The sequence below is a fragment of the Fontisubflavum oceani genome, from assembly GCF_030407165.1.
Taxonomy (GTDB): Bacteria; Pseudomonadota; Alphaproteobacteria; order Rhodobacterales; family Rhodobacteraceae; genus Rhodophyticola; species Rhodophyticola oceani.
Genome location: NZ_CP129111.1, coordinates 360618 through 373167, shown reverse-complemented (window position 1 = coordinate 373167; position 12550 = coordinate 360618). Strand labels below are relative to the sequence as shown.

Here is a 12550-nt window from a genome sequence, read left to right as displayed (position 1 = left end):
CATCCACGCCGGGCCGCCCTCCTTTGCGTACAGACCACGCCATCGGCTCCCGGCTCACATCCCGCTTCATCGACAGAGCCGCCGTGAGTCTGCTGCTACGCTGACCAAACGTCTTCACAACAAAGGGGCGCCGCCGCGCCCAATGGCCAGCTTGCGCATCGCGCAATGCGGAACCGTCAATCCTTGGAAGGGCCCTTCGGCAGCAAAGCGTCCGCCAAGATCATGCGCCGCTCTTCCTCGGTCGCTGTGCCCTTGGCCCACCCGCTCCCGAATTGCACAAGCAGTTCTTGGTCCTTACAGCCGTCTTCGAAAAGGCGGCCAAGTCCGGTCAGGATCCGGCTGATCTCAACCAGAAACACCTTCTCATCACCCGCCACGCGGTTGATGTACCCCATCCGCGCAGAGAGATAGCGCATCACCTCGTGGAACTCCTCGGGTGACGTGAAGGCGACCGGAAGCTCTTTGTCCGGCATGTCAGAGTTGCCGCTCGACCATCATCTTCTTGATCGATGCGATGGCCTTGGCGGGGTTCAGGCCTTTGGGGCAGGTCTTGGTGCAGTTCATGATGGTGTGGCAGCGATAGAGTTTGAACGGGTCTTCGAGATCGTCCAAACGCTCACCCGTCGCCTCATCGCGGCTGTCGATGATCCAGCGATAGGCGTGGAGTAGTGCGGCAGGGCCGAGATAGCGGTCACCATTCCACCAATAAGACGGGCAAGACGTCGAACAGCAGGCGCACATCACACATTCATACAACCCATCGAGCTTTTTTCGGTCGTCGATGGATTGGCGCCACTCATGTTCCGGGTTTTGGGTCTTGGTTTCCAACCAGGGCATGACGGCCGCATGTTGCGCGTAGAAATGCGTCAGATCGGGAATCAAATCCTTCACCACCGGCATGTGGGGGAGGGGATAAATTTTCACATCACCCTTGATCTCATCCATGCCGTAGATACAGGCCAGCGTGTTGATCCCGTCGATATTCATCGCGCAGGAGCCGCAAATCCCCTCGCGGCAGGAGCGACGGAAGGTCAACGTCGGGTCGATCTCGTTCTTGATCTTGATCAGCGCGTCCAGAACCATCGGCCCGCAGGTATCCATATCGACGAAATAGGTATCGACCTGGGGGTTTTTGCCGTCATCAGGGTTCCAGCGATAGATGCTGAACTTGCGGACATTCGTGGCGCCTTCGGGTTTCGGCCAGGTCTTGCCGGTGCGGATGCGGGAGTTTTTGGGAAGCGTCAGTTCAACCATGTCTGTCTCCGGTCCTCGATCTTAAGATGTCGTTGGGGTCAGCTCGACGCTGTCAGGGCAGCGGTTGACCCAAGATGTGTCGGTTTCATAGCCAAGATCAATCAAGGCCTGGCCGTGGCGGTCGGCATAAATCTCAGCGACCGAACGCGGCAGTTTGGTGACCCACTGTGCGGCTTCGCCCGACTGGATGTGCAGCGCGACTCGGCGTGGTCGGTCGGATTTTTCTTTCATCCCGCCAAACAGGCTGTTGGCCCAATAGATTTCAAGGATCGTGTCCTTGTCGCGACCCTCGAAGCCCAGGAAATCCAGGATTTCAGCAAACATCGCCATATCGTGATCCTGCATCAGGGTCTCGTAGCGCACCTCCCGGATATTTGGCCGGTCATAGCGCCAAGCCGTCATCTGATTAAGTGTCCTGAGATGCATGTTCTCCATCTCGAACAGCATCTTATCATGCAGGGTTGGCAGGCCATTCAGATGCTGCTGATAGGTGTCGCCGCCAAACTCTTTGCGCGGTATATGCAGCGCCTTTTCGCCAGCTTCCGGCGCGATCTGGTGATAACGCATCCCCGAGATCAAGACGTCGCGCGGGTCGCGGATCATATGCAACCCCCGCAGATCGGGCCGGTCCAGCAGCCCATCTGAAAAGGCGGAGTCCCAGTTCACGATCACCGCGCGCCCTTTGTCCGGTATCTGGTCTTCGTTCCGCGTGCCTTGAACCCGGATGCGCGGAATCTCCAACGTGTCGGAGCCGATGTTGAACACGCGTCGCATCCAAACCGTCCCGGTTTTGTGATGCGTTCCAACGGCGATCAGGCGTAGTGTCTCAGTCATCATGTCGTCTCACAAGAGCAACGGGCGGGTTGGCCCCGCGCCGGTCAGTTGACGAAAGCAGTTGTCATACACATCGGCCGGGTCGCGGCCTCTGAGATAATCGGTGCTGATCCCGATCTCGAGGCTCGTGCTTGGCCCATCGCTGCCGACGCCAATTCCAATGCTCCCCGTTGGTCCGGCGGCGGCCCGCGCCCGGTCGGCGCAAATCTCATAGGCGCGCTCTGGCGAGGTCGGGCCGCACGCCGCAAGGCTTGCCAGGAGGGAAAGCGCAAGCATTCTCATGCGAAATCCTCGAGCGAGATCAGTGCGTTCTGCGCGATGCAACGGATCGTATCGGGGCGCTGTAGGATGGATGTGACCGTATTGACGGTCTGGTCGTTGACGCCCAGCACCGCGGCTTGTGCAACGCTCAAAATCTCCTGCGCGCTGGCATTGTCGATCACGCAATCGGTGACGGGCGCTGCATTGATGCCCGGGAACCGCTCCGCCACGATGCCGTTGACCACGCCGCGGGCCTGATCACGCGCAATCACATCCGCCGCCTCTTGCGCCACATTGCAAGAGGCGAGCGCCACGAGGCTCAAAGATATGAGGGTCGCGCGGATCAATACACCCGCGCCTTGGGGGCGATTTTCTTCAGGTCGATCCCACCATCTTTGGACTCCGTCAGCGGGTCCAAATGCACCGGGCGATAGCTGAGCGTGGTTTTGGTGCCATCGACCACTGCGAGGCTATGCTTGCGCCACTCTTTGTCATCGCGATCCGGGTAATCCTCATGGGCATGGGCCCCGCGACTTTCTTTCCGCGCCTCCGCGCCCACAATCGTGGCAAGCGCATTCGGCATCAGGTTGGTCAGCTCTAGCGTTTCCATCAGATCGGAGTTCCAGATCAAGCTGCGATCGGTGACCTTGAGATCATCCATTTTCGAGGCAACGCCTTCCATCTTCTTCACGCCTTCGGCCAGCGTCTTGTCAGTGCGGAAGACGGCGGCATCGGCCTGCATGTTCTTCTGCATCTCCAGACGGAGCTCAGCGGTCGAGGTGTCGCCATCGGCGTGGCGGATACCGTCGAACCGGGCCAAGGCCTGATCGAGCGAGGTTTGGTTCAGTGTCGGGTTTGGCGCGTTCGCGTCCACTACTTCGCCCGCCTTAATCGCCGCCGCCCGGCCAAAGACCACCAGGTCGATCAGGCTGTTCGAGCCCAAACGGTTTGCCCCATGAACTGAGGCGCACCCCGCTTCGCCGACAGCCATCAAGCCCGGCACAATCGCATCGGGATCCTTCGCGGTTGGGTTCAACACTTCGCCCCAATAATTCGTCGGGATCCCGCCCATATTGTAATGCACGGTGGGCAGAACCGGGATCGGCTCCTTGGTCAGATCGACGCCTGCAAAGATGCGGGCGGATTCGGAGATGCCTGGCAGGCGTTCGGCCAGGGTTTCCGGTGGCAGGTGGTTCAGGTGCAGGTGAATGTGATCCCCATCCGCCCCGACGCCGCGACCTTCACGGATTTCCATCGTCATGCAGCGCGAGACCACATCGCGGGAAGCGAGGTCCTTATAGGTCGGCGCATAGCGTTCCCATGAACCGCTCGCCTTCGGAATTGGTCAGATAACCACCTTCGCCGCGCGCCCCTTCGGTGATCAGACAGCCCGAGCCATAGATGCCGGTGGGGTGGAACTGCACGAATTCCATATCCTGCAGCGGGAGCCCTTGGCGTGCGACCATCCCGCCGCCATCGCCGGTGCAGGTATGGGCCGAGGTCGCCGAGAAATAGGCGCGGCCATAACCGCCGGTCGCCAAAACGGTGGTCTTGGCGTTGAACACATGCATCGTGCCATCGTCGAGTTTCCAGGCCACGACGCCTTGGCAGGAACCATCCTCCGACATCAGAAGGTCGGTGGCGAAATACTCGATATAGAATTCCGCGTTATGCTTCAGCGACTGGCCATAAAGCGTGTGCAGAATGGCGTGACCGGTTCGGTCCGCCGCGGCGCAGGTGCGCTGCACGGGCGGGCCTTCGCCAAATTCGGTGGTGTGGCCGCCGAAGGGACGCTGATAGATCTTGCCTTCTTCGGTGCGGGAAAACGGCACGCCATAATGTTCGAGTTCATAAACCGCTTTCGGGGCCTCACGGGCCAGGTACTCCATCGCGTCGGTGTCACCCAGCCAATCGGAGCCTTTGACCGTGTCATACATATGCCACTGCCAATGGTCGGGGCCCATATTGCTCAAACTGGCCGCGATGCCACCTTGGGCGGCGACCGTGTGCGAGCGGGTCGGGAACACTTTGGAGATACAGGCCGTTTTCAGCCCCTGTTCAGCCATCCCGAGTGTTGCGCGCAGGCCCGCGCCGCCCGCGCCGATAACAACAACGTCATAGGTATGGTGAGTGATGTCGTACGAAGCCGTCATGTTGGAAAATGCTCCTATCTGCTCAGAGCGCGATTTGTGCAAGCGCGACAAGCCCGGTTGCGGCCAGGCCATAGCTGATGATGGTCATCGCGATGATCGCGATTTTGCGGGTCATGCCGCGAACGTAATCTTCAATCAGCGTCTGTACGCCCATGCGGAAATGATGGAAGCCCACGATCAGCATGAGTGCTGTCACCAGCGCCGGGTAGGGGCGTGAGAGACCCGCGACAACGTCGGCATGAGGTTCGCCCAGAAGCGGGCCAACGGCGAAAAGGAACATCGGCGTCAGGATCAACAGCGCGACCGAGCTGATGGTCATCGACCAATGATGTTCGGTGCCGGTTTTCGCCGATCCGAGCCCCTCCACGCGTTTGCGGTCGGTTAGAAATGCCATGTTTCTCGCCCCTTAGATCGCAATTATGGTGAGGAAGGTGAGCGCCACCGAGCCGATGATCATACCCCAACCCATTCGATCGGCGGCCTCGACCTCAAGCCCATAGCCCGCATCCCAGATCAGATGGCGCAGACCGCCAAGCGCGTGATACCAAAGTGCGAGGACAGACGCGGCCATCACCAGATCGCCCAGAAGCGACGTGATAAGCCCATCGACCGTCGCGAAATATGCCGGGCCGGTTGCGGCTGCTAAAAGCCACCAGACGATCAGAATGGCGCCCAACAACAAGGCGTTGCCGCTGATCCGCACCATGATCGACGTCATGGAGTTCAATTGTGGCCTGTAAATCGTCAGGTGAGGGGACAGGGGCCGATTGCCCCGGTTCACATCTGCCATGGCGGTCACCCTTTCAGGTTGAGCTTGGTCTCTTTAGTCCTGGTGACTATGAATAGCGAGTTTTTGCGGACTGTCACGTCCTGCCACGTTGAAAAAACGCCGAATTCTGGGTCCTAACGCCGCAGAGAAGCCAATTGTGATCACTGAATTGTAAAGTGTGATCACAAATTTCAAAAGGTGAATGAAGCGTTATTACCATGGGTTTGCCACAGAACGGCCTCATTGCCTGCGTACCCGCCATCGGTGGATCGTATTGTGAGATTTGTAAGGACGACATGATGGGCGAGAAACTGACCTTCGCACTGGATCATGACCATGTGCAATTGATGGCATGGATGGTGGAGTGCCCCGATCCCAATCTTTGGCACGAGTTGGTTGTCGGATTGGACCTGACAACCGGCCTGGGGCTCGACTCCGCACTTTGGATCGTGCAGCAGCCGGACTGCGACATGGCAACGGCCGCCGCCGCCTTGATCCGACTGGAAGCATGGGAATATGTGATCGTGCCGCTCGAAAACAAAACCTATGCCGACCCCCGCATTTTCGAAATCGCCAAGGTGATTTGCAACCGGTCCGAAGCGGAGGGCTATCACCGTAACCTGATCGGATGGGATCGGAGCCGGTTGCGGTTCACCCCGAAAGTGATGTTGCAGCACATCTATGCGTTCTGTGAACTCAAGGGCTTGGCGCGGGAGCAGACCTATCTGCCAATCCCGATCAACCTGCTTTCAGGTGATTTCGACAAGGCGCTTCCGATGAGGGAGTACATTGTCGATGAAAGCAGCGTGACGCATATCTCGGCGCTCGATTCCGCACGGCAACAGGCGAGCGGCTACGTGCTCCATTAAGGAGGCCGCGTGTCACAGCGGCATCAACGCCCAATAGTCGAGATCCAACAGAACCTCCGGTAGATATCGGCCATCGTCTCCGCACAGAGCGCCGGCAGGGCTGCCTTTGGTCGCGACCAAGCGTAGACGAAGGGCGCCGACGCCCGGCGCGCCCGTTTCCGCTTTCCCCAGCACTTCGCTCCAAGCCTTTACCGTATCGCCCGCAAAGGCCGGATTGGCATGGGCGCCCGCATTGATCCCGGCAATCATCTGTGCGTTGGCCAGCCCATTGAAGCTGAGCGCGCGGGCAAGGCTGATGATATGGCCGCCATAGATCAGGCGTTGGCCATCAGGGCGGAAGGTGGCATCGAAATGCACCTTGGCAGTGTTCTGCCAGAGACGGGTCGCCATCATGTGTTCCGCCTCCTCGAGGGTCACACCATCCACATGGTCAATCACCTCGCCGACCTCATAATCTCCCCACCGATGCGGTTCCCCGGCCAGGCCGAAATCGTAATGCGAGAAATCCAGCCCTTCAGGCACAAAAAGCGCTTCGGAGTCGACGACCGTCGCCAGCTCCGGGATCGTCGTTTCTGGCGCAGGCGCATCCAGGTTCCCTTTGCGCACCATCACCCAACGGACGTAATCCAGTACCACCGTTCCATGCTGGTTCAGCCCCTCGGTGCGGACATAGACCACGCCAGATTTGCCATTGGAGTTCTGTTTTAGTCCGATGACTTCTGACCGGCTGCGCAGTGTGTCTCCCGGCCAAACCGGGACATGAAACCGCCCCTCCGCATAGCCAAGATTGGCCACCGCATTGAGCGAGATATCCGGAACCGTTTTGCCAAAGACTGTGTGAAATGCAATCAGATCGTCCAGCGGGCTGGCATGCAGACCCGACGCCTGGGCAAATTTATCTGAGGAATAGAGCGCGTGCCGCGCCGGATAGAGCGCTGTGTAAAGCGCCCGCTCGCCGCCAGAGACCGTGCGCGGTGTGGCATGCTCGAGCACTTGGCCAAGTGTATAATCCTCAAAGAAATTGCCCGCATTGGTTTTGGCCATCTATTGCGCTCCAAGCTTCATTTCTGGGGAATAGGGCCCCTCAATCTCTTTGGTCACGGCCTGCCCGCAGCGCATCACGCCGCGGGCGCTGTCAAACGCATAGGTCGGTGGTCCATAGAGGACCCAGCCCTTGCTGAGCGCCTCGCTGACCTTGTGGCAGAAGGCCGAGGTGTCGTCTTCGCTGAGGAACCGGTAAATCTGCATCAGGTCGGGAACGGGTAATAGCCGAGCCATGTGTGGACGAAGGCGACAACCAGATAGGCCACCAAGCCCGCAACAAATGCGATCCCGTCATTCTTAAGCGACGCATTCGCGGGCCGCTCCCATGTCGGCTCAGCTTTGTTGATCATAATCACGCTGCCCACGGCCCAGCCCAAAAGCCCGCCAAACAGCAGGATCGACGCCAGATCGCCATTCACCAGCAAATGCCCGATGGCCCAGGACTTCATCGCCGTCAGTTGCTTATGGCGCACCCTGGCAGACAGCCGCCCCTGAATCATGCTCAAGGCGAAGAACCAGAAACCGATCAGGATCAGCAGATTTGCGAGATGGATCAAGAAGGCGGGCGGGAACCAGACATTCACGAAGCCCGCACTGCGATAGCCGATCACCATCAGGACAATGCCGGCGACAATACCGAGCGTGACAAGGCCCTTGCCGGGGTCTCCCATCGCGGCGCGGCGCGCCGGTGCGAGGCGTTTGAACCAATGTGACCCGGCGAAAAGCGCTAGGCCGAGGATCAGAAGTAGGTAACCCATTTATAGAGACTCCAGCTTGGAAATGGCGGCCGCCTTGGCCAAGGTGGCGCGTGCCGTTTCCACATGCAAGTTCTCGACGATGCGACCGTCCACCACAGCCACCCCTTGACCGGCGGCGGTGGCGTCATCGAAAGCCGCGATCTGTCGACGCGCTAGATCGATTTCGGCCTCTGACGGGGCGAACGCTGCATTTGCGATGGCCACCTGCGCCGGGTGGATCAGCGTTTTGCCGTCAAAACCCATATCGCGACCCTGGTCGCATTCGCGCTGTAACCCATCGTCATCCTTGAACGCGTTATAAACGCCATCGACGCAGACCAACCCGTGGGCGCGCGCGGCGAGCAGGCAAAGCTGGAGCGAGGTCAAAAGCGGTTCGCGATCGGCGCGGCTGCGCGTCCCCAAATCCTTCGCCAGATCATTGGTGCCCATCACGAAACCAGCCATCCGCGGCGCGGCGGCGATCTCGAGCGCGTTCATAATCCCAAGCGGCGTTTCCATCATCGCCCAAATGGTTGTGTCAGCCATCTCCGGTCGGGCGTCGAGCCTGTCGGCCAGCGCGCCAATATCCGCCGCGCTGTTCACTTTGGGCAGCAAGATCGCCTGCGGTTTCGCAGCTGCGATGACATCCAGATCCTCTGCGCCCCACGCCGTATCGAACCCATTGATCCGCACGATTTGCGCCCGCGGTCCATAGCCACCCGCGCTTAGTGTGTCCGCCAAGAGCGTCCGGGCGCTGGCTTTCTCGTCCATCGCCACGGCATCTTCGAGATCGAAGATGATCGCATCGACCGGCAAGGTCTTGGCCTTCTCCAACGCCCGATCTTTGGAGCCGGGAATGTAGAGAACCGAACGGTAAGGGTGCGCGCGATGATCCATGAGCGAGGTCCTTTTAGGTCGTGATACCGGCGATGGACCACGGTCACGCTGCGAACGCAAGTTCCGATATGCCGCAGCGTAGCGAAATTTTATGTCGCACAAAAATGTTGCGCCGATGCCCGGCACCCACGCTTTTGTAACGGTTTCACGACAGTTTTCTTGAGAATTAACGAATTTTTTGTCATCTTTGGCCATACAGGCATCCATGCGTCCCGGGCAAACCGGGCATACGAACCTACAGCAGAGGGGGAGCCTGGCGGTCTTGCGCTCAACCTTTTGCGGACTGCCGTTTCATTCTGGCTCCTCACAGATGAAAGGCAGGACGATGACCTCTAAACTGGCACTTGTCGGGGCTGTGCTGGCCCTGGCTCCATTAACTCCACCGGCAATCGCGCAATCAAACGGGCAAGCAATTTGCGGCCAGCGCGATGCTATCATCAACACGCTGTCCAGCCGCTATGGCGAGACCGCGCGGTCCATCGGAATGGGCCCCGGCAACCGGATTGTCGAGGTTTATGCCTCGGATGAGACCGGCACCTGGACGATCACAGTCACCAGCGCCGATGGTCTGACATGTCTGATGGCCTCCGGCGCATCTTATGAGACGCTGATCCAGCCCGCGCCCGGCGAACCGCTTTAATTGGTTTTGCCGCAGCTTTGCGGCGCTCGAAGATCGCAAAGAGATAAAGAATCGTACGCCTCCTTCGGAGGGTGTTTGGAGCGGCCCTGTCGTATATGTGTCAGGCTTTCGACGCTCGGCGCGGTGCCACGACCCTGTGATCTTGCCCTTCCGTTTCCGAGATTTCCCGCTTTTTTTATGCTGTTAGCACCGCCCAATACTTCTATGGGGCTTTCCGCCGCGCGTGCCTAGGCTTGCGCCGGGCGGGGTGTGGGGCTACCCCTCGCGCCAACATCAACAAGGGACGTGGAGATCACTCACATGGCCAGACCCAAGATTGCGCTTATCGGCGCGGGACAAATCGGGGGCACGCTTGCCCATCTTGCAGCGTTGAAAGAACTGGGTGACGTCATCCTGTTCGACATCGCCGAGGGCATTCCACAAGGCAAGGCGCTGGATATTGCCGAATCCGGCCCGTCGGAGAAATTCGACGCCAAGATGAAAGGCACCAATGACTACGCCGATATCGCCGGTGCCGATGTCTGCATCGTGACCGCTGGTGTGCCGCGGAAACCAGGGATGAGCCGCGACGACCTTCTGGGTATCAACCTGAAAGTTATGAAATCCGTCGGCGAAGGCATTGCCGCGAATGCCCCCGACGCGTTCGTGATCTGCATCACCAACCCGCTTGACGCGATGGTGTGGGCGCTGCGTGAATTCTCGGGCCTGCCGCATGAGAAAGTCTGCGGCATGGCCGGCGTGCTCGACAGCGCGCGCTTCCGCCATTTCCTGGCCGAAGAATTCGACGTGTCGATGAAAGACGTCACCGCCTTCGTTTTGGGTGGTCACGGCGACACAATGGTGCCGCTGACCCGTTATTCGACCGTTGCAGGCATTCCTCTGCCGGATCTGGTCGCGATGGGCTGGACCACGCAAGAAAAGCTCGATGCGATTGTGCAGCGGACGCGCGACGGCGGCGCGGAAATCGTTGGCCTGCTGAAGACAGGGTCCGCATTTTATGCCCCTGCGACGAGCGCCATCGAGATGGCTGAGGCTTATCTGAAAGACCAGAAACGCGTCTTGCCCTGCGCGGCTTATGTGGACGGCGCGCTTGGTCTGAAAGGCATGTATGTGGGCGTGCCCACGGTGATCGGCGCTGGCGGCATCGAGCGGGTTGTCGACATCAAGATGACCAAGGATGAGCAGGCGATGTTTGATAACTCGGTCAATGCCGTCAAAGGCTTGGTCGAAGCTTGCAAGGGCATCGACGAGAGCCTAGCCTAAGCCTATTCGCACAAAATCTAAAAGGGGCCGGGGCCAAGCTCCGGCCTTTTGCGTTTCTGCCACGACCACATTCCAACGCAGCGGATCACCCATCTTGGTCTTCGCTTTCTCGCAGTTCTGTCGGCGGTGTTGGGTGCGGTCTCATCTGAAAGACGACTGCCCTTATAAGGCGCGTGATTTCGCCCTGTGAGGCTCGGGTGGACGATTCGGTGTCAAAAACCGTTTATTCTTGCCGTCTTGCCATTTTGTGATCACACTTTTTCTGGCTGTGATCACAAATGTCGCTTTTTTGTTCAATTCCGCGCGTGTGCGTCAGAATGACGTTTTATTGCTGGCGAAACCTGTGCTTAGTCGGTGGGGACAACACCAATGATGGGACAGTTTCATGAACATTCATGAATACCAGGCGAAGGCATTGCTTCGCGACTACGGCGCCCCGGTCAGTGATGGCCGCGTGGTTTTGAAAGCGGAAGATGCCAAGACGGCAGCGGGTGAAATGGACGGCCCGCTTTGGGTCGTGAAAGCGCAGATCCACGCTGGTGGTCGCGGCAAAGGGTCTTTCAAAGAGGCTGACGCCGGTGAGAAGGGTGGCGTGCGCTTGGCCAAATCGGTCGAAGAAGCCGCCGAAGAAGCCAAAAAGATGCTGGGCCGCACCCTGGTGACCCATCAGACTGGTCCCGCAGGCAAGCAGGTCAATCGGATCTATATCGAAGATGGCTCCGGCATTGAGACCGAGATGTATCTGGCCCTCCTCGTCGATCGCCAGACCTCGCGGATCTCATTCGTCTGTTCCACCGAGGGTGGCATGGACATCGAAGAGGTTGCTGCCGCCACGCCCGAGAAGATCCTGTCCTTCAGCGTTGACCCTGCCACTGGGTATCAAGGCTTCCACGGTCGCCGCGTCGCCTTTGCGCTCGGCCTCGAAGGTCAGCAGGTCAAGCAATGCGTCCGCCTGATGGGATTGCTCTACCAGGCCTTCACCGAGAAGGACATGGAGATGCTGGAGATCAACCCGCTGATCGTGACCGATGGCGGCGATCTGAAAGTGCTCGATGCCAAAGTCGGCTTCGACGGCAACGCGGTCTACCGCCATGCCGATATCGCGGCGCTCCGTGACGAGACGGAAGAAGATCCGAAGGAACTGGCCGCGTCGAAATATGACCTGAACTATATCGCCCTCGACGGCGAGATCGGCTGCATGGTGAACGGCGCGGGCCTGGCCATGGCAACAATGGATATCATCAAGCTCTACGGCTCCGAGCCTGCCAACTTCCTTGATGTGGGCGGCGGCGCGACGAAAGAGAAAGTGACAGAAGCCTTCAAGATCATCACTTCCGACCCGCAGGTGAAAGGCATTCTTGTCAACATCTTCGGCGGCATCATGCGCTGCGATATCATCGCGGAAGGCGTCATCGCGGCGGTGAAGGAAGTCGGGCTTGAGGTTCCGCGCTGGTCGTGCGTCTGGAAGGCACGAATGTGGAAAAGGGCAAAGAGATCATCAAATCGTCCGGCCTCAACGTGATCGCGGCCGATGACCTCAAGGACGGCGCTGAAAAGATCGTGGCGGCGGTGAAGGGGTAAGAACTCTGATGCGCCTATTAGCTATTTCTCTTGTGTCATCTCTGCTGCTGTCGGCCTGTGTTGAAACACAAACTGACTCTGCTACTAGCCGCGCCGCACCTGATGTAAACCGGGCCGTTAGCGGTTTTCTAGAAGGTTGTATTTCGAGCAACTTCTCTCAGACCGCTGTTCGAGCGGCCTTCGAACGGAATGGAGTTGCATTCGGTCGCCCGCTTTTCGTTAGAGAGGGTTCACTTCCAGCGGGCGAA

The 12550-nt window shown here is 59.0% G+C and carries 14 protein-coding genes and 2 pseudogenes; 4 read left to right on the top strand and 12 right to left on the bottom strand.

From position 1 onward, the window contains the following. Positions 1-176: 176 nt before the first annotated feature. The 8 genes and pseudogenes from QTA57_RS01935 to sdhC all read right to left on the bottom strand — a co-directional run bounded on the left by QTA57_RS01935 (position 177) and on the right by sdhC (position 5292). Complete coding sequence (locus QTA57_RS01935) at positions 177-473, bottom strand: hypothetical protein (RefSeq protein WP_290153320.1); 297 nt, start codon at positions 471-473, stop codon at positions 177-179. Position 474: 1 nt separating this feature from the next. Next, positions 475-1254: a succinate dehydrogenase iron-sulfur subunit gene (locus tag QTA57_RS01930; protein WP_145212104.1), complete on the bottom strand. Its 780-nt coding sequence runs from the start codon at positions 1252-1254 to the stop codon at positions 475-477. Positions 1255-1275: 21 nt separating this feature from the next. Next, positions 1276-2088, bottom strand: a complete 813-nt coding sequence (locus tag QTA57_RS01925; RefSeq protein WP_290153319.1) for a sulfotransferase domain-containing protein — start codon at positions 2086-2088, stop codon at positions 1276-1278. A gap of 9 nt (positions 2089-2097) precedes the next feature. Further along, entirely contained in the window at positions 2098-2364 is a 267-nt protein-coding gene (locus tag QTA57_RS01920; RefSeq protein ID WP_330696742.1) for a hypothetical protein, read from the bottom strand. Between the two features lie 2 nt (positions 2365-2366). After that, on the bottom strand, positions 2367-2696 hold the full coding sequence (locus QTA57_RS01915) for a succinate dehydrogenase (RefSeq protein WP_290153317.1): 330 nt from the start codon (positions 2694-2696) through the stop codon (positions 2367-2369). Continuing rightward, positions 2693-4502: pseudogene (gene sdhA, locus QTA57_RS01910) on the bottom strand (succinate dehydrogenase flavoprotein subunit). Before sdhA ends, QTA57_RS01915 begins: the two are co-directional and overlap by 4 nt. A 22-nt stretch (positions 4503-4524) precedes the next feature. Next, positions 4525-4896: a succinate dehydrogenase, hydrophobic membrane anchor protein gene (gene sdhD / locus QTA57_RS01905; RefSeq protein WP_290153316.1), complete on the bottom strand. Its 372-nt coding sequence runs from the start codon at positions 4894-4896 to the stop codon at positions 4525-4527. Between the two features lie 12 nt (positions 4897-4908). Beyond that, positions 4909-5292, bottom strand: coding sequence for a succinate dehydrogenase, cytochrome b556 subunit (gene sdhC / locus QTA57_RS01900; protein ID WP_290153315.1), 384 nt, complete (start codon positions 5290-5292; stop codon positions 4909-4911). A 278-nt stretch (positions 5293-5570) separates the two neighbouring features. On the opposite strand from sdhC, the gene QTA57_RS01895 reads away from it, so the two are divergent. Then, complete coding sequence (locus tag QTA57_RS01895) at positions 5571-6140, top strand: hypothetical protein (RefSeq protein WP_171557484.1); 570 nt, start codon at positions 5571-5573, stop codon at positions 6138-6140. A gap of 12 nt (positions 6141-6152) precedes the next feature. Here QTA57_RS01895 and QTA57_RS01890 read toward each other — a convergent pair whose 3' ends face one another. The 4 genes from QTA57_RS01890 to QTA57_RS01875 are packed head-to-tail and all read right to left on the bottom strand — an operon-like array spanning position 6153 to position 8818. Next, positions 6153-7184 carry a MaoC family dehydratase gene (locus QTA57_RS01890; RefSeq protein ID WP_290153314.1) on the bottom strand — a complete coding sequence of 344 codons (1032 nt, stop codon included), beginning with the start codon at positions 7182-7184 and terminating at the stop codon, positions 6153-6155. Then, complete coding sequence (locus tag QTA57_RS01885) at positions 7185-7388, bottom strand: DUF1737 domain-containing protein (RefSeq protein ID WP_145212072.1); 204 nt, start codon at positions 7386-7388, stop codon at positions 7185-7187. Further along, positions 7388-7942 (bottom strand): NnrU family protein, encoded by a 555-nt coding sequence (locus tag QTA57_RS01880; RefSeq protein WP_290153313.1) that lies wholly within the window; start codon positions 7940-7942, stop codon positions 7388-7390. Before QTA57_RS01880 ends, QTA57_RS01885 begins: the two co-directional genes overlap by 1 nt. Further along, positions 7943-8818 (bottom strand): HpcH/HpaI aldolase/citrate lyase family protein, encoded by an 876-nt coding sequence (locus QTA57_RS01875; protein ID WP_290153312.1) that lies wholly within the window; start codon positions 8816-8818, stop codon positions 7943-7945. 325 nt (positions 8819-9143) lie between these two features. Here QTA57_RS01875 and QTA57_RS01870 point away from each other — a divergent pair, with 325 nt between their 5' ends. The 3 genes and pseudogenes from QTA57_RS01870 (at position 9144) to sucC (ending at position 12302) form a co-directional block, all read left to right on the top strand. Next, the gene (locus QTA57_RS01870; protein ID WP_145212063.1) at positions 9144-9458 is read left to right on the top strand and encodes a hypothetical protein; all 315 of its coding nucleotides are present in this window, start codon (positions 9144-9146) and stop codon (positions 9456-9458) included. Between the two features lie 300 nt (positions 9459-9758). Continuing rightward, on the top strand, positions 9759-10721 hold the full coding sequence (gene mdh, locus QTA57_RS01865; RefSeq protein ID WP_171557492.1) for a malate dehydrogenase: 963 nt from the start codon (positions 9759-9761) through the stop codon (positions 10719-10721). 385 nt (positions 10722-11106) lie between these two features. Next, positions 11107-12302 (top strand): annotated as a pseudogene (gene sucC / locus QTA57_RS01860) (ADP-forming succinate--CoA ligase subunit beta). The last annotated feature ends 248 nt before the right edge of the window (positions 12303-12550 follow it).

Coding starts and splice junctions, on each gene's coding strand:
- QTA57_RS01925 (WP_290153319.1), bottom strand. CDS start 2,088: ATGACTGAGACACTACGCCTGATCGCCGTTGGAACGCATCACAAAACC.
- QTA57_RS01895 (WP_171557484.1), top strand. CDS start 5,571: ATGGGCGAGAAACTGACCTTCGCACTGGATCATGACCATGTGCAATTG.
- QTA57_RS01875 (WP_290153312.1), bottom strand. CDS start 8,818: ATGGATCATCGCGCGCACCCTTACCGTTCGGTTCTCTACATTCCCGGC.
- QTA57_RS01880 (WP_290153313.1), bottom strand. CDS start 7,942: ATGGGTTACCTACTTCTGATCCTCGGCCTAGCGCTTTTCGCCGGGTCA.
- QTA57_RS01890 (WP_290153314.1), bottom strand. CDS start 7,184: ATGGCCAAAACCAATGCGGGCAATTTCTTTGAGGATTATACACTTGGC.
- sdhC (WP_290153315.1), bottom strand. CDS start 5,292: ATGGCAGATGTGAACCGGGGCAATCGGCCCCTGTCCCCTCACCTGACG.
- QTA57_RS01930 (WP_145212104.1), bottom strand. CDS start 1,254: ATGGTTGAACTGACGCTTCCCAAAAACTCCCGCATCCGCACCGGCAAG.
- QTA57_RS01935 (WP_290153320.1), bottom strand. CDS start 473: ATGCCGGACAAAGAGCTTCCGGTCGCCTTCACGTCACCCGAGGAGTTC.
- QTA57_RS01885 (WP_145212072.1), bottom strand. CDS start 7,388: ATGCAGATTTACCGGTTCCTCAGCGAAGACGACACCTCGGCCTTCTGC.
- QTA57_RS01870 (WP_145212063.1), top strand. CDS start 9,144: ATGACCTCTAAACTGGCACTTGTCGGGGCTGTGCTGGCCCTGGCTCCA.
- mdh (WP_171557492.1), top strand. CDS start 9,759: ATGGCCAGACCCAAGATTGCGCTTATCGGCGCGGGACAAATCGGGGGC.
- QTA57_RS01920 (WP_330696742.1), bottom strand. CDS start 2,364: ATGCTTGCGCTTTCCCTCCTGGCAAGCCTTGCGGCGTGCGGCCCGACC.
- sdhD (WP_290153316.1), bottom strand. CDS start 4,896: ATGGCATTTCTAACCGACCGCAAACGCGTGGAGGGGCTCGGATCGGCG.